General features: G+C 53.2%; 21 protein-coding genes and 1 pseudogene. 18 read left to right on the top strand and 4 right to left on the bottom strand.

What is annotated here, in order from left to right; genetic code table 11:
* The first annotated feature begins 15 nt into the window (after positions 1–15).
* The 6 genes from HY2_RS03490 to HY2_RS03465 all read left to right on the top strand — a co-directional run bounded on the left by HY2_RS03490 (position 16) and on the right by HY2_RS03465 (position 4,845).
* Positions 16–1,683: a hypothetical protein gene (locus HY2_RS03490; RefSeq protein ID WP_162173276.1), complete on the top strand. Its 1,668-nt coding sequence runs from the start codon at positions 16–18 to the stop codon at positions 1,681–1,683.
* A complete protein-coding gene (locus HY2_RS03485; RefSeq protein ID WP_233346112.1) occupies positions 1,668–2,396 on the top strand; it encodes a flagellar hook-basal body complex protein in 729 nt (242 codons plus the stop codon). Before HY2_RS03490 ends, HY2_RS03485 begins: the two co-directional genes overlap by 16 nt.
* 28 nt (positions 2,397–2,424) lie before the next feature.
* The gene (gene flgG / locus HY2_RS03480; protein ID WP_034824758.1) at positions 2,425–3,210 is read left to right on the top strand and encodes a flagellar basal-body rod protein FlgG; all 786 of its coding nucleotides are present in this window, start codon (positions 2,425–2,427) and stop codon (positions 3,208–3,210) included.
* 37 nt (positions 3,211–3,247) lie between these two features.
* The gene (flgA, locus tag HY2_RS03475; protein WP_034824757.1) at positions 3,248–3,622 is read left to right on the top strand and encodes a flagellar basal body P-ring formation chaperone FlgA; all 375 of its coding nucleotides are present in this window, start codon (positions 3,248–3,250) and stop codon (positions 3,620–3,622) included.
* 71 nt (positions 3,623–3,693) lie between these two features.
* On the top strand, positions 3,694–4,323 hold the full coding sequence (locus tag HY2_RS03470) for a flagellar basal body L-ring protein FlgH (protein WP_241762386.1): 630 nt from the start codon (positions 3,694–3,696) through the stop codon (positions 4,321–4,323).
* A gap of 9 nt (positions 4,324–4,332) precedes the next feature.
* A complete protein-coding gene (locus HY2_RS03465) occupies positions 4,333–4,845 on the top strand; it encodes a flagellar basal body-associated FliL family protein (RefSeq protein WP_158533986.1) in 513 nt (170 codons plus the stop codon).
* A 96-nt stretch (positions 4,846–4,941) separates the two neighbouring features.
* Here the strand turns inward: HY2_RS03465 and HY2_RS17095 are convergent.
* The 3 genes and pseudogenes from HY2_RS17095 to fliK all read right to left on the bottom strand — a co-directional run.
* Positions 4,942–5,067, bottom strand: a pseudogene (locus HY2_RS17095) (IS3 family transposase); the annotation flags it as partial.
* A 259-nt stretch (positions 5,068–5,326) separates the two neighbouring features.
* Positions 5,327–5,995 carry a flagellar hook assembly protein FlgD gene (locus tag HY2_RS03460; RefSeq protein WP_034824754.1) on the bottom strand — a complete coding sequence of 223 codons (669 nt, stop codon included), beginning with the start codon at positions 5,993–5,995 and terminating at the stop codon, positions 5,327–5,329.
* A gap of 12 nt (positions 5,996–6,007) precedes the next feature.
* A complete protein-coding gene (fliK, locus tag HY2_RS03455) occupies positions 6,008–7,330 on the bottom strand; it encodes a flagellar hook-length control protein FliK (RefSeq protein ID WP_158533985.1) in 1,323 nt (440 codons plus the stop codon).
* A gap of 178 nt (positions 7,331–7,508) precedes the next feature.
* Between fliK and HY2_RS03450 the strand changes: the two genes are divergently transcribed.
* From HY2_RS03450 to HY2_RS03425, 6 genes are all read left to right on the top strand, one after another.
* A complete protein-coding gene (locus tag HY2_RS03450) occupies positions 7,509–7,829 on the top strand; it encodes a hypothetical protein (protein ID WP_034824752.1) in 321 nt (106 codons plus the stop codon).
* The gene (locus tag HY2_RS03445) at positions 7,822–8,205 is read left to right on the top strand and encodes a hypothetical protein (protein ID WP_034824750.1); all 384 of its coding nucleotides are present in this window, start codon (positions 7,822–7,824) and stop codon (positions 8,203–8,205) included. Before HY2_RS03450 ends, HY2_RS03445 begins: the two co-directional genes overlap by 8 nt.
* 140 nt (positions 8,206–8,345) lie before the next feature.
* The gene (locus HY2_RS03440) at positions 8,346–9,923 is read left to right on the top strand and encodes a flagellin (RefSeq protein WP_034824748.1); all 1,578 of its coding nucleotides are present in this window, start codon (positions 8,346–8,348) and stop codon (positions 9,921–9,923) included.
* A 66-nt stretch (positions 9,924–9,989) separates the two neighbouring features.
* Positions 9,990–10,379, top strand: coding sequence for a flagellar biosynthesis regulator FlaF (locus tag HY2_RS03435; protein ID WP_034824746.1), 390 nt, complete (start codon positions 9,990–9,992; stop codon positions 10,377–10,379).
* Positions 10,379–10,813, top strand: coding sequence for a flagellar biosynthesis repressor FlbT (locus HY2_RS03430; RefSeq protein ID WP_034824744.1), 435 nt, complete (start codon positions 10,379–10,381; stop codon positions 10,811–10,813). Before HY2_RS03435 ends, HY2_RS03430 begins: the two co-directional genes overlap by 1 nt.
* Before the next feature lies 1 nt (position 10,814).
* Positions 10,815–11,651, top strand: coding sequence for a DUF1217 domain-containing protein (locus HY2_RS03425; protein ID WP_034824742.1), 837 nt, complete (start codon positions 10,815–10,817; stop codon positions 11,649–11,651).
* A 2-nt stretch (positions 11,652–11,653) separates the two neighbouring features.
* Here HY2_RS03425 and HY2_RS03420 read toward each other — a convergent pair whose 3' ends face one another.
* Entirely contained in the window at positions 11,654–12,985 is a 1,332-nt protein-coding gene (locus HY2_RS03420; RefSeq protein WP_233346698.1) for a FliI/YscN family ATPase, read from the bottom strand.
* 82 nt (positions 12,986–13,067) lie between these two features.
* Between HY2_RS03420 and HY2_RS03415 the strand changes: the two genes are divergently transcribed.
* Genes HY2_RS03415 through HY2_RS03390 form a run of 6 tightly spaced genes read left to right on the top strand, consistent with a single transcriptional unit; the run spans position 13,068 to position 17,244 of the window.
* A complete protein-coding gene (locus HY2_RS03415) occupies positions 13,068–13,430 on the top strand; it encodes a flagellar biosynthesis protein FlgB (protein ID WP_233346696.1) in 363 nt (120 codons plus the stop codon).
* A gap of 11 nt (positions 13,431–13,441) precedes the next feature.
* The gene (locus HY2_RS03410; protein WP_051594669.1) at positions 13,442–13,822 is read left to right on the top strand and encodes a flagellar basal body rod C-terminal domain-containing protein; all 381 of its coding nucleotides are present in this window, start codon (positions 13,442–13,444) and stop codon (positions 13,820–13,822) included.
* A gap of 11 nt (positions 13,823–13,833) precedes the next feature.
* Positions 13,834–14,130, top strand: a complete 297-nt coding sequence (gene fliE, locus HY2_RS03405; RefSeq protein WP_034824740.1) for a flagellar hook-basal body complex protein FliE — start codon at positions 13,834–13,836, stop codon at positions 14,128–14,130.
* Between the two features lie 12 nt (positions 14,131–14,142).
* On the top strand, positions 14,143–14,406 hold the full coding sequence (locus HY2_RS03400) for a flagellar biosynthetic protein FliQ (RefSeq protein WP_034824738.1): 264 nt from the start codon (positions 14,143–14,145) through the stop codon (positions 14,404–14,406).
* 7 nt (positions 14,407–14,413) lie between these two features.
* Complete coding sequence (locus HY2_RS03395) at positions 14,414–16,492, top strand: flagellar biosynthesis protein FlhA (protein WP_034824736.1); 2,079 nt, start codon at positions 14,414–14,416, stop codon at positions 16,490–16,492.
* Positions 16,489–17,244: a flagellar biosynthetic protein FliR gene (locus tag HY2_RS03390; RefSeq protein WP_241762385.1), complete on the top strand. Its 756-nt coding sequence runs from the start codon at positions 16,489–16,491 to the stop codon at positions 17,242–17,244. The genes HY2_RS03395 and HY2_RS03390 overlap by 4 nt, the downstream gene beginning before the upstream one ends.
* Positions 17,245–17,246 lie beyond the last annotated feature (2 nt).

The raw sequence follows: 17,246 nt of genomic DNA, 5'->3' as shown, positions 1-17,246 counted from the left end.
CTTCTGACGCTGGCCATGATGGTCGGCGCTTCGGCGTTTGGTGAACAACCGTCTGAAGCCGATGCTTCCAAAATGGATGCGGACAGGCTGTCAGAGCACTTTCGGGATTTTGTTGACGAGGCCCTTGATGAGGGGCTCCTTCTGCCTACAGAAGCAAATCACGCCGCACCAGATCAATTGTTCAGAGGCCGCCTTCAGCAGGCTGAGGATAGTGGGCTATCTCTGACTAAAGCTGGATGCCCGATGGCCAGCGTGTATGATTTTCACGACTTCGTGGACTTCAGGACTTACGAAGACTTTCTTCTGTGGAGACAACAGCGCCTAGCTGGCAATGGCGTGATCCCGCCTGTGAACTTGGCGAAGGCATATATAGCGACAGGACTGTATGCTGAAGCCCGTCTGGAGCTGAGCCGGGTGGAGGATGAAGAAAGCAGGTTTCTGATGGCGCTTTCACGTCTTCTTGAAGATGCTGAAGTTCCCGATATTGACATATTCCAGGCAGCAACAGAATGCGGAAATACGAACAGTCTTTGGTTGGCGGCCGCGCAGCTCTCCCTTCTGAATCCAGCAGGTGCGGATCTTTTGGACAGGCAATTGGTGACGTTCCGCAGGCTGCCGCACCAGATCAAGATTCAGTTAGCGTCTAACTTGATTCCTCTTCTCGACCGGATGAAGCACAAGCTTCTGGCCGAGAAGCTTCTGGCTGACTTTGAACCATCAGTTATTCAACGCTCTCGTGGTCTTTCATTTGGCAAGGCCTTGTTAGATCGTGATGAGGCCGCCATTCGTCAGTATCTGGCTTATCCGGAGGTTCGCTCTCAAGCTGCAGCGGCATTGGTGCGTTTTGGGTTTCCGGTCGATCCATCACTTCAGGGCGAGCTGGTCGACAATGCGTTGCAAGATGTGCAACGTTTGCCTGAGAACGCCAATGTGCGGGCCAGTATTCAGACAATGCTGAATGATTTGGACGATACATCTGACTATGCGCTGCTCACACAACTGGCAAAACTCTCAACACTACGCGCGCCCGAGATGCGTGATTTGTTGAGCGAGCAGTTTGAGGCACGTTTACGTAAAGACCTTCTTGATACGGAAGGGCCTGCAAACCTTGCCGCCATTAGCGCGCTTGCGGAAAATAGGGCATTACTCGAAGAGCGCCCCGAAAGCGGGGATATATTTACTGCTGCTTCAGAACAGGCAGCAAATCTTGGCCTGAAGAGTCTGGCAGATTTATTTGGGGGGGGGGCGCAGGCTTCAAGCGGACAAGTTTCAGAGCAGGCGGCCCTCGCATTCCGGATGGCCGATTTTGAAACCTTGCGCGTTCTGTCCCGCGAAGTGCCGGAAAACCCAGATGTTGCGCGCCTTGCGAGCATGAGTGCCATCATGACTCAGGATAAGGCCTGGCTTCAGCAGGCCGGTGCCCACGTGCCTCTGGATGTCGGGACTCTTGTTGCGTTGATTGAATGTGATGCTGCAGCAGGGAAGTGGATGTTGCCTTCAAGCATATACTCTACTGTAGAACGAATTGATGATCAGGAATACAGGGATCGGATTGAATCGATCCTTGGAATGCGGGCGCGTGCCATGGGAGCAAATAGCCGTACAATAGAATTGGCTGCGATACCTGATGAACTTGCTCTGATTGAGGCTTCATTGAATTCAAATGCTTGGGAAATGCCCTGATGTCTAACGCCATATACACAGCACTTACGCGGCAGGACGGCCTTCTGAAGGAAATGCAGGTTGTCGCAAACAATATTGCCAATGCGAGTACAACAGGCTTCAAGTCAAACCATGCCGTTTTTGTCGAACATCTTGCCGCAGTGGGACAGCAATCAGAGAGCCTGTCCATGGGCAGCTTGGCGGGACATAATTTTGATCTTTCCCAAGGATCTTTGAAGTACACCGGGGGACAATTCGATCTTGCCATACAGGGCCAAGGCTTTTTCGTTCTGGATACGCCAGCGGGTGAAAGACTAACGCGGGCAGGCGCCTTTCAACTCTCTTCGGACGGAAATCTGATCGACGCATTCGGAAACCGCGTCATGGGTGCCGGGGGGGGCGCCATAACGCTACCTGAAGAGGTAGCTCAGATATCTATTGCACCTGATGGAACGATCAGCGCAGGCGAAGAAATCTTTGGAAAAATCGGTGTCGTGATAGTCGAGGATGGGTTGCAACAGGAGGCGGGAACCATGTTCAAGGTGTCTCAAGGGTATCAGCAGGTCGAGGAGCCCAATCTTCTGCAGGGTGCTCTGGAGCAGTCCAACGTATCTTCAATTCTCGAAGTGTCGAGATTGATCGAGGTTCAAAGGGCATATGAAGCCGGTCAGACACTCATCGAAAAAGAAGACGACCGGATCAACCAACTTATCAAGACTATTCGACAGCTTTAATATTCGCGCACAGCGTTAGGGGGTTGAAATGAAATCATTGCAGATTGCGGCCACAGGAATGGCCGCCCAACAAATGCGCGTTGAGGTGATTTCCAACAATATCGCCAACATGAGTACAGCGGCATATCGTCCGCGAACTGCTGAGTTTTCTGATCTTATGTATCAGCAGTTTTTGACACCCGGTACCATCACATCTCAAGTTGGTACGGTTGTTCCAGCGGGCATCCAGCTGGGGACAGGCGTGAAGCCATCTTCTGTTTCGATGGAGATAAAGCAAGGCAGCTTGCGCCAGACGGGCGCTGAGCTGGATCTTGCCATCGATGGGACAGGCTATCTCGAAATCACATTGCCCTCAGGTGATTCTGCCTACACGCGAGACGGCAAGCTAAACCGCAGCGCAGATGGTAAGATTGTCACGATGGACGGGTTTCCTTTGTCCGACGGGATTGTCATTCCTGAAGATGCCCGGAGTATTTCGATCAGCCGGGATGGTGAGGTCGTTGCCTATTTTGATACGGAGACGGATGGCCAACCTCTTGGAACCCTGTCGCTGGTGCGCTTCGTGAATGAGAAGGGGCTTGAGGCCATGGGCGACAACCTCTTCAGGGAAACAGAGGCCTCCGGGGCAGCCAACAGGCTTGTCCCAGGAACAGAAGGTATAGGGTCGATCCGACAAGGCTACCTTGAGGATTCCAGCGTTGATGTCGTGCAGGAAATTTCCGAACTGATTGAAGCCCAACGTGGCTATGAATTGAACTCCAAGGTCATCACTGCATCGGATGAAATGCTGGCCGCGACCACACGGGTGAGGTAACAAAATGGGACCAGGTTTTGCAGTAGGCATCGGCTTGATGGCCCATTTCATGGGTGCATCTTCGCTGGTCGCGACAGAAGTCATACGGGCCGGGGATACTGTGAACCCGGCTAACATTTCCACAGAGGCCGGAGACGCCGTTTCTGCCGACAACCCTGTCATGGGCAGGGAAGTCCGCCGCACGGTCTATGTTGGACAGGAAATTACACTCGACGATACGCGCCCGGCTCGGCTGATCCGAAGAAATCAGGTTGTAACTGTAAAGTTCGTCAGCGGAGGACTTGAGATCACGACGACCGGTAGGGCGATGGGCGAGGCGACGGAGAACGAGTCCATATCCGTACTGAATTTGAGTTCAAAGAAGATCGTTAGCGGAATTGTTCAGGAAGGTGGCTGGGTATTGGTACAATGAAGCAGTGCATCTGTTTGTCTGTTGCAGTCCTGGGTCTTGTGGCATGCGCCAGCGCGCCCGCCGAAAAAGTCATGATGGCGCCTCCACCTCCGGCTTATTATCCGGTGGCCATGGATATGGATACTGAACCAGCGGGGCAGAATAATCCTTCTCTGTGGACGACTGCGCCTAACGCCCTGCTCAGCATGCGGCGTGCGAAAGAGGTTGGTGATTTGCTGACAGTGGTCGTGGAAATGGATGATCGCGCCAGTATGCAGACATCTCTCTCGCGAAATCGTGACACGAGCGGTAAGTTAAGCGTTGATGCGTTGTTCGGACTTCCGGAATGGGCGAATGGAGTTCTGCCCGGCGGTGCTAGCCTCTCCCCCGGCGTTGATTATGGTCGTAGCTCTTCCTTGGGCGGTAGTGGCGCCATGAACAGGGCAGAGAAGATTGCCTTCACATTGGCGGCACGCGTTGTGGCACTTGAGCCAAACGGAAACCTTGTGATTCAGGGGTACCAGCAGACTCGCGTCAGCAACGAGGTCCGTGTCCTTACGGTTAGCGGGGTCATACGTGCACAAGACATTACCCGCACGAATACAGTAACGTACGACAAGATTGCCGATGCGCAGCTGTCATATCTGAACAGCGGAGATGCAACCTCGGCCGCCCAACCCAAAGCAGGGCAGAAAATTCTTGACCGGGTTGTGCCATTTTAGGGGGATATGGTGAAACAGATCGTACCAGCCATTGTTGCTCTGCTGTGCATTCTAGCCGGCGGCGGAACGGCATACTTTCTTAAGTCAAGTGCCCCTGCGCCTCAAAGTGCAGGACACGGAGATATGACAAAAGGGCATGATGCGGAGAAAAAAGCAGGCAAAGATGGTAAATCCAAGCATGGCGAGGCCGCAGCAGGAGAAGTAACGTTTTACAAGTTCAGCCGCGAGTTCGTTGTGCCCATGATTGAGGACGACCGGGTGAAAAGCCTTGTTATTTTGAACTTGAACCTCGAGATCGATACATCCATCTCGCAGGAGTTGTTCTCAAAAGAGCCTGTTCTTAGAGACAACATCATGACTACACTGGTGAAGCTTAGCAGCGGTGGCAAGACGATGGATTCGATCACGGATGTGGACAATTATGAAACTCTTCGGTCCATGATCCTTAGAAACCTCCAGAATGAGATCCCGGAAGGCATACATAATGTGCTGATACTGGATATGGCGAGGCAAGACCTTTAAGACAGGTTTTGGTCTTCAGGATCTATTCCTCAGAGGATTCGGCTAGGGGCTTGAATATACACGTGTTTTCTAGACGCCTTCGGCTTTCATGTCCTGCTACCTTTCGAACTCGGCGGGCGATAGCATCCCGATCCTCACATGTTCACGCTTCAGATTGTAGAACATTTCTATGTAATCGAACACGTCCAAGCGGACTTCTGCGCGGGTCTTGTAGGTCCTGCGGATCAGTTCGGTCTGCTAGGCATAGAAACCGCTCAGGTGGGGCGCAGGCAGCGATACATCGCCCGCACCGAAAACAGCGGGTGATGAATTGTGACGAACGCGTAGCTCACTTTGCATCTACGCGGGGTCTTTTAAAATATGCCGCTCCTCGGTGACCTGGGTCACCGCATCCCATTTGAACGCGTCGCTAAATTTACCCTTACCCATCATGGCATCCTTGCCTCAAATCCAGGGAAGAAGGCGTCTGCAAATCTAGGGGCTATTCAGTCTTGTATTTCTGCACGCTGTAAAGGTCTGCCGTCAGGTGGGAGTCAGTCCCAAACCGCAGGGCGCCATTTTCCGTACCTACATCTGTGATTTGCGTGATGATCTGAGGTGCACCCAAGCCTAGATACTCCGTGTCACGATAATAATCGATGTTAAACTCGTATACCATGTCGGCTGCTGCAGGATCACCGGAACTGGTCTGTCCATTCCAGCGATGCACGTCTTCATCGAGATCCAGAATTTCGGTCCACACAAGTTCGCCATCCGGATCGCGTACTGTCAGATAGGCCTTGTCAGCATCTGTTGGGGCGTTGTCCAGATACTCTATCTCTGAGCCGGAATAGGGGATCCAGGAAGACTCGATCGTGACCTTCTCTCCCAGCCACTCAGCGGCAAACATGGTATGCAACTCTCCGATTAGAGAAGAAATTCCACCAAGACTATCATTGGTCCGGACCTGCTGTTCGAGAGAGGAGAATGTTGCAAGCTGATCCACAAACTGGGTTGAGTCCATCGGTGCGAGGGGGTCCTGGTTCTGAACCTGGGCCGTGAGAAGCTTGATGAAGCTCGTGAATTCTTCTCCGAATTTCTGCGTTGCTGGGGACGCAGACGCCGTATTGCTGCTGGCTTGTGCGGCGCTGGCTGAATCAATTGTGCTCATAGATTTCTGCTCCTAGAGTCGTATATCTAGACCCGTGGATATGGTTCGGGCAGGTGGCTCTGTGACAGAGACAACATTGGCTTTACTGTTCTGAATGTCCCTGTCAGTTAAGGTCTGTGTAGAATGATCTGCGTGTGAACGCGAAGAATTCTGTCCAGAAGACTGTTCCCGGAAAGTCATGTCCTGACTGGTTAGACCATTTTGCTCCAAAACGGAAACAAGATCCTGATGGAAGGTTCGTATACGCCTTACGGCCTCGGCTGAGTCGGCTGTAACAAGAACGTGCTGCAGGCCCTGAGAGTCAAACTTGAACTCAATGGAAACGCGGCCAAGTTCAGGTGGATCAAGTTGAACGCTGATTTTATTATGCTTGTTATCGGTAGAGAGTTCTTGCGACACAATTGTTGGGATATCCGCTGGTGCTGCGATATAGGCACCGGATGATGTCGGCTGGGGTGTTATCGTCGCAACTGCCGAGGATGGTACTGGGGGCTGCGATGCGGTTATCGTCTGCATGATATTAGGGCTGAGCTGTAAGCTACTATCGGCTACCTTCTTTTGAGTTCCTGGTTCCGCGACTTCGGCAGTCAGCGAGGATATACCTTCCTTTGTGAGGATATCTGAGGCAACAGGATCTTCTGCGGACGGTATGGCTTTGAGGGTCTGGGTGGAGACTTCACTCTTCGCCGGAATCCGAGGCTTCTGGGTGTCGAGGGGGGCAGGTATTGAGACAGTTTTCGTTTCAGGTCTGGACGCCGTTTCCATGGTGATGGTCTGGTCAGACATGTCCTCGAGCGCTGCGTCAGAATTCAGGCTGGTAGCCTGAATTGCTGCCGGATTGGCAAGGGGGGGCTGAACTTCAGCTTGCTTGCGCTCATCTTCCGTGTCGAGTTCCAGGGTTTCAGTATCCTGAGGAACAGTCGTAACTGCTTTATCAGGTACTGTATTGGCCGTTTGGAGGGATGTACGCTGTTCGGCAAGATCTGTTCTAACTTCGTCGATTTGCGGTTCAGCTAGCGTAGTGGAGAGGCCCTTAGAGGCAGTCACATCTTGCTGCAGTGGATGTAATAGATGGGCTGCCACATCTTCCGGGTCGGCTGCGATCTCTGGAGTGTGTGATGACGTAAGTTTTGCAAGATTCTCAACTGAAGGCGGAGGATTGCCTCCCCTATCATCGGAGACTTTCAGCAACGGGAGCGCGAGCTGCGCCGTCTCCGTCTGGTCACCCTGCGGCCGCGTTTCCGGCTTAGGATCAATGTCGTTTGCAGCTTCCTCGCCAAGGGTTGCAAGGTGAAGCAAAAACGCCTTGCCATTAGATTCGTCCGGAACTGTCACAGTATTTCCCTGTCCGGCGCGTATCTGCGTCGTCAGTGCTGAATCTGTGCTCGGGGAAAGCGGCATTTGTTAATCCGGATTAGGTATCTCTTAACCGTAATTGCCTCAACACTCGTAAAATAAGCCTTAAGTTTCTATGTCCGGCGAGGACTGGGGACTCAAGAATGGGGATCGAAGTATGTCGGATATTGCAGTTATTAGCTCCGGCCTCGGGATAAGCCCGAAAGAGGAGAGGCCCGCACCATCTGATGATGGTAGGAAGGCTGCGGATATCGGTTTGAAATTTGAAAAGCTCTTATGGGCTGAAATGTTGAGCCATGCCGGCCTTGAAAAGGCATTCACACAATCAGGTGGAGAAGCCGCATCGGCCTTCTCGCGCATGATTGTGGAATCGATTGCAGAAGATCTGGCGAAAACGCACCCGCTGGGACTGACCCCCTTCGCAAATAGTACCCCACTGTGCGGCGGGGTTGCGCAGGAAGGAGTGCAAAATGACTGATACCATCAACGCTCAAGATATTCTGGATCAGGTCGAGACTGTGCTCATGGCAGAGCGACAATTGTTGGTGTCCGGACAGGCTCACCGCTTGGCCGAAATGAGCCAGGAAAAAATAGCTGCTATGAATGCCTTTGATGGTCTTCTGCAGAATGGCATCGATTACCTTCGGGAAGTACCCATTAGACATCAGATTGAAGGAATTGTTGGTATGGCCAGGGAGAATGCGATCCATTTTCTCGCCGTGCAAAATGGCCTTCAGAGCATTCTCACCCGCGTGGGAAATGCCTCGCAGGAATCTTATGTCGGGGCCTATCAGTCCAATGGAGGACAGACGCCGTTCACGCATGCGACAGGCGGCTATTCAAGGAAGGCATGATGGTTAACTGATTTTACACCCGTAGTGCTTATTGGTCATACACAACCAAGAGGGGTTACGGGGTTTCCCGACGTCAGGACGACGTATGATCGAACCGGGGCTCGGCGTTGCCGAAAGCCTGACGAATAGGGGTATAATAGATGTCCAGCATTCTAACCAATAATAGCGCAATGGTCGCCCTGCAGACCCTGCGCAGCATCAACAGCAATCTGGAAACCGTTCAGTCCGAAATTTCAACCGGCAAGAAAGTTTCCAACGCCAAGGACAACGCAGCTATCTGGGCCATCTCGACAGTGATGTCGACGGACGTGGAAAGCTTCAAGCAGATCACCGACTCTTTGAACAAAGGTTCTTCAACGGTGGGCGTTGCACGTGCCGCTTCCGAAGAAGTGACCCAGCTACTTCAGGACATGAAGGAACTCATCGTTTCTGCACAGGAAGATCTGAACGCAGACGACCGCGCAAAGATCCAGACGGACATTGATGCTAAGCGCACGGCGATCAGCAACATTGTCAGCGCGGCTCAGTTCAACGGTCAGAATCTGCTTAAAGGAACTGACAGTGTAAACGTTTTGGCCTCTCTGGACCGTGGTTCCGACGGCTCTGTCACGGCTACGCATATCACGGTTAGCCGCAATGACCTGCAGACCAACGCTGCTGTTGACGCAGCAGCCAAGGCAGTAACCGACGCCGGTTATGTTTCCACGGCTGACGCCGCTACTACTAATACGGTCGACAAGCAAAGCGGTGATGCAGGCTTCCTGGCCACTTCGCAAAGCGGTACGATTACCGATGGTAATGATGCGGACGTCACGATCACAGCGGGTGCGATTTCTGCGGGCGACAAATTCACCATCAATGTTGGTGGATCTGACTATACCTATACGGCCGTGACGGATGACACCGTCAATGACGTGGCTGCTGGCCTGAAGACTCTGATTGATGCTGGCGGTGTCACGGACCTTGTCGTAACTGTGACTCCCGGTTCTGATCCGACTTCGGATGATGCTGTAATCAATCTTGCCGCCAATGGTACAGATGTTACCTTCGACGAGTCTGCACTGGCCGCAACGACAGATGAGTCCGTTATCAAAAATGGCGACAGCATTGGTGTTACGATCGCAGGCGGCAAGATTTCCACAGGTGATACCTTCACGATCAATGTGGGCGGCGCGGATTACACCTATACGGCTCAAGCCGATGATACGGTGAATGACGTAGCTGCTGGACTCAAATCCCTGATCGATGCCGGTAGTGTAGACGACCTGACTGTAACGGTTACGGATGCGGCTGATCCGAGCTCCGGCGCAGCAACGATCACACTGGCTGCTGATGGCGGTGATGTTGAAGTGAATGTGGCTGGTCTGGCTTCGCAAAATGCTGCTGTTAGCGCGGGTGGCCTCGGTGCCATCGCAGGGCTTAGCGTTGCGACATCTGCTGACGCAACAACTGCCCTGAACACAATCGAGTCCCTGCTCGACACGGCAATCAGTGCTGCAACATCTTTCGGCTCGGCTCAAACCCAGATCGAAGGCCAGTCGAAATTCGTTCAAACCCTGATCGACTCAATGACATCCGGTATCGGCGCAATGGTTGATGCAGACATTGAGGCGGCATCCGCCAAGCTTCAGGCTTTGCAGGTTCAGCAACAACTCGGCGTTCAGGCCCTGACGATTGCAAACTCCAACCCGCAGACGCTTCTGTCGCTGTTCAGATAATATCACCTAAGGCCCGGGCGCTGACAGGCGCCTGGGTCTGCTTATCAAGAGGCCAAGAGAAGGTGCATGCAACAACTTGCTTACAAGGCGTATGGTGAGGTTACGAACCGAACTGCAAGCGATGAGCAGATAGAATACGCCCTGTTCCAAGAGATCACGCAGGCGCTCAAGGCAGTTGCTCAGACAGATAGGCCGTCTCCGGTTGTCTGGGTTGATGCGATCGATCGCAACCTTCAACTCTGGCAGCTTATTTCCACCGATGTGATGAGCGAGGCTAATCAGTTGGATCCGTCGCTCAAAGCCAATTTGATCACTCTTGCTGAATCGGTCCGCATGATCAGTTATCATGTGTTGTCGCGCAAGGCCGACGTGTCCGAACTCGTAGAAATCAATGAGATTATAATGGAGGGTCTGGCAGGTCAGACTAGGGCAGTCGAAGATATGGCGGTGCTGTAATGTCGGGTCTGGTTCTTAAGCTCGCCGCGGGTGAGCGCTTCGTTGTAAATGGTGCAGTGTTGGAGAATGGCGACAGGCCCTCCACCGTCCGCATCGCAGATGATGATGCCCGTGTGCTGCGCTGTCGGGATGCCCTGAAACCTTCGGAAGTGGATACACCAACAAAGCGCATATACTATGCCATACAGCTGATCATTACAGGTGATCTGCTGGAAGAAGACGTGCTGCCTGCCATCATGAATGAATGCCGGCGGCTGGAAGATGTTTTCGAAACAATTGATACGAGCCTGCTCAGTGTTTTGCGTTCAATGCTCGAGCGCGGGAACTATTACTCAGCGCTCTGTCATTTGCGCAACATCATTGCCATCGAGGCAGAGCTTCTGAAAGTTGCAGAGCAAAAGTCTCAGCAAAACTTGCAAGCCCAGGTCGCTTGAGATGGTCTACCAGCCGGTCATTCCCTTGTCCGGTTATGGGGGGTGGAAGTTTCTTGAATCCACCTTTGACAAGCAACTCGAAGGCTTTTCTGACTCTGCAACTGTCCGCAACGACCGCGAATACTTCTTGCGGCAAATGTCTTCACCTGTGGCGATGGAAGACTTTCTCTCTGATAGAAGGTTGATGCGGATAGCGCTAACGGCATTTGATTTGGACGGAGAAGAATGGAAAGTCGGTTTTGTCCGCCATGTGATGGAAGAGGCCGCCGATCCTGACAGTACCTTTTTGAAGCGGTTGAACAATCCATCTTACACGAATTTTGCCAAGTCATTTGCGGTAAAGGATGGCAAAATCTCCTTGCCAGAAGATACCCGCACGCAGCTGGCTGATGATTTTGAAATAGCATCCTTTCGGTCAGCGGTTGGCGAAGTTGACAACAACATGCGCCTTAGCCTCAACTATAAGGACAAGATCGCATCCATGGCGGAGGAGGGGGTCAGCGAGTCCGCCATATTGTACAAACTCTTGGGGGATGTTCCTGTGCGCACTGTTTTGGAGACGGCATTAAGTCTTCCCACCGAGATGCGTAAACTTGACATTGATCAGCAGGCCAAGATTCTTAAAGAACGTGTCTTTAGCGTTTTCTCCATCAGCAAAGTGTCTGACTTGTCGAAGGCCGATATGGTGGAGAAGGCGATCCAAAGGTTCCACGCCATGGATACAGTTTCCCAAGTCAAATCGTCCATGTCATCTGCGTCTGTTGCGCTAACCCTTCTGAACGGTGCGTCAGGCTATGGTAGTATCGCCAGTCAGAACCTCTTCCTCAGCCGACTATAGCGTTAGACGGATTCCACCTTCTGCTTGGGCGCTTTGGGACTTAACAGGTTCTGAAGCACTTCAAAGGCTTGCGGTATTTGTGCCGTATTCGCTGTGGAGACGAAGGCATCCAGATTTGGCCACAGGGCGATGGCGCGATCGCCAGCCATGTCGTGACCCTTCTCATAAAGGTTAGCACGCAGCATTGGGGCAATCTCTTCATATAGCGCTACTGTACGCCGGTAATCCTTGATCAGATCATTCTCCGTGTCGCTTGCTGCATGTGGCAATGAGCGAGACACGCTTCGCAGTACATCAATTGCAGGATAGCGCCCGCGCTCGGAAATCTCCCGGGAGAGAATGATATGGCCATCAAGTAAGCCGCGAACCATGTCCGCAACGGGCTCTTCCATATCGGAACCTGCGACAAGTACGGAAAAGATGGCTGTGATATCTCCCTGACTGGATGTCCCAGGTCCTGTGCGTTCCGCCACTTCGGCAATCGCCCTTACTGTTGAGGGGGGGAAGGCATTCAGGGCGGGCGTTTCGCCAGCTGCGAGTGAAACCTCCCTATGGGCCTCAGCAAAGCGTGTGATCGAATCAAACAGGAACAAGACCTGATGGCCCTCATCTCGGAAATGCTCTGCAGCAGCAACGGCGCACAGAGCGGCGCGCTTTTTCGCACCAGGAGGTTCATTCGCTGTGGCAGCAACAATCACCGTCTTGGACAGGACCGATTTGGGTAATGTCTTGTGGACAAACTCGTTTACTTCCCGGCTACGCTCTCCCACCAGCGCAATAACGACACGGTCGGCTTTAACGCCGCTTGCAAGAGATCCGAGAAAGGTGGACTTGCCAACGCCAGAACCAGCGAAGAGGCCCAAGCGCTGACCGCGGCAGATGGGTAAAATCGTATCCGTAATCATCCAGCCCGTGGACAATCTGTCTCCCAAGCTCTTGCGCGCTGTATTGGCGGGTGGCGACCCTCTCAGGGGCCTTGGCCGTGTATTCATGGCGGTATGCTTCGTATCCTCGCCCACAACGAGGCCGCGATAATCAACAATCTTGCCCAGCCAGTGATCACCTGGCTCCACAAAGGCTTGTTGCTCCAGGGTGACCCGGTCCCCAATATGGATGGCGTCAGAGTCTCCGTAGAGCATGGCTGTGACGCTATCACCCGAGATGGAAAGCACTTCACCATACACATCGCCCTTGGCGGTCATCACGCGGATTTCGTTTCCCAGCCGGGCAAATTCGCTTATGCCGGCCAGACTCAGCATACCGGGGGAGACGTCGCGGACGGTTCCCCAGATCTTGTAGGTGCGATCAGGAAAGTTTGGGGCTGGGGTCAACACGTAAACAAATCCTGCTCATTCGTTAACTATTTCTTCAAATTAAACCGGCATTTTTTCCAAAGTGTTAACCGGGGGTGATTCTGTGTCGATTCTCAATCTCGACGTTCTGAATGTCTACAGCGCGATGGCGCGGCATGCCGCAGAGACCCAGAAGGTTTCGGCGACCAATATCGCGCACGCAAATGATCCGGGATACAAGGCCACCGAGATCGAAGGCTTTCAGGACTTTCTTGCCCGCGCGGCAAGCAGAGGGGCAGAAGATCCTGACTTCCTACAGTTCAAGACAAGCCAGAGTGACGACTACACCTCGCCAAACGGTAACTCGGTCAATCTCGAACTTGAGATGTTCAAGGCAGCTGATGCGCAGAGCCAACATGAGCTGGCCTTGTCAGTTTACACCAAGTCGCTGGATTTATTGCGCACTGCCATTGGCAAGAAGGGCTAGGAGACTAGGACATGGACTCACTTAAAGCCACCATGATGCAAGCCTTGTCTGGCATGCAGTTGCAGACAAAGCGGATAGATGTTTCCTCACAGAATATCTCCAATGCCGATACGCCGGGTTATCGCCGTAAGATTCTGACCGTTGAGGAGCAATCCTCCGGCGCTGCCTTCATGGCGACGCGGGTTCAGTTGGACCAGAGCGAAGGCGAGCGCCAATACGATCCCGCCAATCCGTTGGCAGACGGTGAGGGTTACATCACGGTCTCAAATGTTTCCCTGGTGACAGAGATGGCGGATATGCGCGAAGCAAACCGCAGCTATGAAGCCAATCTGAATTCGTTCCGCCAGGCGCGGAGCATGTACCAATCACTACTTGACGTTCTTAAGCGTTAGCGGGGATCAGAATGTCTAATGTCAGCTTCAGCGCATATGCTGCGCTCGGTTCGGTAAAGCCAGGTGCCGGCGCGGAGGCGCTGGCCAAGGAGACGGCTGGAAAGTCCGGAATTGCAGATGGGTTTTCTACCTTCAAGGCCGCCCTTCAGGAAGCTGAGCAAGCGGCCATGCAGACGGCTGTTTCCGGCGCAGATCCGCATGCCATGGTCGAGGCGCTGGCCCAGGCGGAACTCGTTCTGGATGCGGCTGTAACGGTGCGTGATAAGGTCGTCGAAGCCTACCAGGAATTACTACGTATGCCTGTCTGATCGGGGCGGGGGATGACCGAGCTTGCCATATTTGAGGTCCTGCGCGGTGCCTTGTGGGCTGCCGCGATGATGGCTTTGCCAATCCTTGCCATAACGCTGGTGTTGGGATTTGTCATCGGCCTGCTACAGGCTCTTACCTCAATTCAGGAAATGACGCTGACCTTTGTTCCGAAGATCCTGGCCGTGGTCATCGTGTTCTTTCTGTCGCTTGGCTACATGACGCGTGTATGCCTCGATTTTTTCAATAACACTGTTCTTCCCATGATCTCGCAGTAGGCCGACCATGCCGACATCCCGATTTTTCGACCTTTCCAAGCCAACCGCCATTCTGGCCATTGGCCTTATGATGGTCATCCTGGTCATGATCCTGCCCGTGCCGGCCTGGATCATGGATGTTGGTCTGACGATTTCCTTTGCCTTCGCAATTCTTATCTTCACCACAACGATCTTCATCGAAAAGCCTTTGGACTTTTCGTCCTTTCCCAGCGTTCTGCTGGCGGGGCTAATCCTGCGGCTGGCGTTGAATGTCTCCTCAACCAAGCTGATCATCAGCGAGGGACATACCGGTACCGATGCGGCTGGGGGGGTGATTGAAGGGTTCGCCATGTTCATCATGGGCGGAAACCTGTTTGTGGGTCTCGTGGTGTTTGGTGTTCTGATTATTGTGAACTTCATGGTGATCACAAAGGGGGCCGGCCGGATGGCTGAAGTCGGCGCCCGGTTTGCCCTGGACGCTATGCCAGGTAAACAGATGGCGATCGACTCAGACCTTGCGGTTGGCGCGATCAGTCATGAAGAAGCGCGTATCCGCCGCCAGAAGGAACAGGAAGAAGCCGCTTTCCTCGGCTCGCTTGATGGTGCGTCAAAATTCGTGAAAGGCGATGCCGTTGCAGGTCTCCTGATCACGGCCCTGAACCTGGTGGCCGGAATTGGCTTTGGCATTGTCGCGCATGGACTCAGCTTTACTGAAGCTCTCAGTAATTACTCGATTCTGACGGTTGGAGACGGTCTAGTTTCTCAGATTCCGGCCGTCATCGTGTCTGTTTCGGCCGCCCTGCTGCTTGCCAAGGGCCGCGATGATGGCGCAATTGATCTCGCACTTGGCGCTCAGCTCGGGGGCAACGCAACCTCCCTTATGATTGTGGCCGGTATTTTGGCGGTCTTCGCCCTGTTTCCTGGCTTGCCTTTTGTGCCCTTCATGATTGCGGCAGCTGCTTTTGCAACGGCTTCCGTTTACATACGCAAGCGTGAGCAGGAAAAGGCTGCGGACGCTTCCTTGTCAGAGGCAGAAGAGCCCCAGGCCGGCCTGGTCATTGGAGACTCCATCCATTCGGATGAAATCCATCTTGAGGTGGCACCAGATCTTGTCGGAATGGTCCTTCAGGGTGCAGGCGGATTTGAAAGTCGTATCGACAAGATACGCCGCTATATTGCCGAAGAGTATGGCTTCGTTCTTCCATCCATACGGATGACGGACAATCCCACGCTGAACAAGAATGAATACCGCATCCGGATTCAGGGCGTTCGTGTGGACAGTGGTATGGTGCGTCCCGGCTCATTGCTGGCGCTTATGGAAGATGCACAATTGCCACATCTGAAGGGCGAAAAGGTCAAGGAGCCTGTTTATAAGGCTGCTGCCCGCTGGCTGCCGAATAACAAGAAGCAGGAATTGTCTGCCGCAGGCATTCCCGCCATCGAGCCGACCGAAGTGCTTGCCACGCACATGCTTGAAGTCATTCAGGCAAACTTCTCTCTTGTCTTTACACGCATGGTGATGATCGACACGCTGGATGCCCTGACACAGATAAGTGATAAAGATCGCGCGGCTGCCAACAGGCGTTTTCTTGATGAATACATCCCCGGCAAGGTGACGCCTGAATTGCTGCTGTCTGTGCTGCGGTTGCTGCTAGAAGAGCGTGTGTCCATCCGGAACCTGTTCCTGATCATTGAGACCGTGGCCGAAGTGAAAGCCCAGACCAATTCGCCATCCCGAATTGTAGAGTTGGTTCGTCAGCGGCTTGGTTTTCAGATTGTGGACCGCTTGCAAGACAGTCAGGGGCGGTTGCCTCTCTTGCAGCTGTCCACGAACTGGGAGCAGCGCTTCAATGAGCATGAAGTCTCGCGCGACGATGGCGGCTCTGACATTGCTCTACCGCCTGAGCTTTTTGGTGAGTTGACGAATTCTGTACAGGCGAAGCTGAATGAGATGGCCCAGAAGGGGGTTGTTGCCTCTTTGGCGACCTCATCACGTCGTCGGCGTTTTCTGCAGACGGTTCTGGCCAGCAAGGGTATCCGCAACTCCGTTTTGGCTTATGAGGAAATTGGCTCCAAGAGCAAACCCTATATTGTCGGCGTAGTATGATGCCGGATGGCCTGCCTTTGGGGGCGACGCTTACAGCTTGGATCACGCTGTACATGTTGGTCGTTGCGAGGCTGTCCTTTATCGTTTTCCTGATGCCGGGGATTGGCGAGCAGACTGTTCCTGTACGTGTACGTCTTGCGCTCCTGTTGAGTCTGGCTACAGCTTTTGCGACCTCTGGCTTGGTCAGTGTCCCTTCAGGCATATCGCTGGGAGGGTATGTAGGGATGCTGGGCGCGGAGTCGATTATTGGCTTCGGCTTGGGTGTTTTGCTTCGTCTGTCTATTTGGATACTCAGTACCGCTGGAGCCTTCATTGCACAGTCAATTGGCTTGTCGCAAATGTTGGGGGTGGCGCTTGAAACAGAGGCGCAGACCATTGTTTCCAACATGTTGGCCATGGCCGGCGCGGCCTTACTGCTGTCTGCGGACTATCACGTGAATGTGTTTGTCAGGCTGGCTGAGATCTATTCGGAAATACCGGTCGGCGCGGTTCAGCTATTCGACAGAGCATTTATTATCGAGGGAATTTTTGACTCCATCAAGTTTGCCATACTTATCGCCTGGCCATTTGTGGCCATCAACCTGCTCTACAACATCTCGCTTGGCTTCATAAACAAGGCCTTGCCGTCGCTGATGGTTGCGTTCGTGGGGGCTCCCTTCATGATTGGGGCGGGATTCGTGCTGCTTGCAATTTCGATTTCGACCATGCTGGTTGTGTGGATGAACAGGGCATCGGAATTTGTAGATTGGTGAAT

Source organism: Hyphomonas pacifica (assembly GCF_000682675.1).
Lineage (GTDB): Bacteria > Pseudomonadota > Alphaproteobacteria > Caulobacterales > Hyphomonadaceae > Hyphomonas > Hyphomonas pacifica.
This window is presented reverse-complemented; position numbering and strand designations above follow the sequence as displayed.

Excerpts from the sequence above, each read along its gene's own strand:
- HY2_RS03490 (WP_162173276.1), top strand. The coding sequence starts at position 16 with ATGATGGTCGGCGCTTCGGCGTTTGGTGAACAACCGTCTGAAGCCGAT.
- flgG (WP_034824758.1), top strand. The coding sequence starts at position 2,425 with ATGAAATCATTGCAGATTGCGGCCACAGGAATGGCCGCCCAACAAATG.
- flgA (WP_034824757.1), top strand. The coding sequence starts at position 3,248 with ATGGCCCATTTCATGGGTGCATCTTCGCTGGTCGCGACAGAAGTCATA.
- HY2_RS03470 (WP_241762386.1), top strand. The coding sequence starts at position 3,694 with ATGATGGCGCCTCCACCTCCGGCTTATTATCCGGTGGCCATGGATATG.
- HY2_RS03460 (WP_034824754.1), bottom strand. The coding sequence starts at position 5,995 with ATGAGCACAATTGATTCAGCCAGCGCCGCACAAGCCAGCAGCAATACG.
- HY2_RS03450 (WP_034824752.1), top strand. The coding sequence starts at position 7,509 with ATGTCGGATATTGCAGTTATTAGCTCCGGCCTCGGGATAAGCCCGAAA.
- HY2_RS03445 (WP_034824750.1), top strand. The coding sequence starts at position 7,822 with ATGACTGATACCATCAACGCTCAAGATATTCTGGATCAGGTCGAGACT.
- HY2_RS03440 (WP_034824748.1), top strand. The coding sequence starts at position 8,346 with ATGTCCAGCATTCTAACCAATAATAGCGCAATGGTCGCCCTGCAGACC.
- HY2_RS03435 (WP_034824746.1), top strand. The coding sequence starts at position 9,990 with ATGCAACAACTTGCTTACAAGGCGTATGGTGAGGTTACGAACCGAACT.
- HY2_RS03430 (WP_034824744.1), top strand. The coding sequence starts at position 10,379 with ATGTCGGGTCTGGTTCTTAAGCTCGCCGCGGGTGAGCGCTTCGTTGTA.
- HY2_RS03425 (WP_034824742.1), top strand. The coding sequence starts at position 10,815 with ATGGTCTACCAGCCGGTCATTCCCTTGTCCGGTTATGGGGGGTGGAAG.
- HY2_RS03410 (WP_051594669.1), top strand. The coding sequence starts at position 13,442 with ATGGACTCACTTAAAGCCACCATGATGCAAGCCTTGTCTGGCATGCAG.
- fliE (WP_034824740.1), top strand. The coding sequence starts at position 13,834 with ATGTCTAATGTCAGCTTCAGCGCATATGCTGCGCTCGGTTCGGTAAAG.
- HY2_RS03400 (WP_034824738.1), top strand. The coding sequence starts at position 14,143 with ATGACCGAGCTTGCCATATTTGAGGTCCTGCGCGGTGCCTTGTGGGCT.
- HY2_RS03395 (WP_034824736.1), top strand. The coding sequence starts at position 14,414 with ATGCCGACATCCCGATTTTTCGACCTTTCCAAGCCAACCGCCATTCTG.
- HY2_RS03390 (WP_241762385.1), top strand. The coding sequence starts at position 16,489 with ATGATGCCGGATGGCCTGCCTTTGGGGGCGACGCTTACAGCTTGGATC.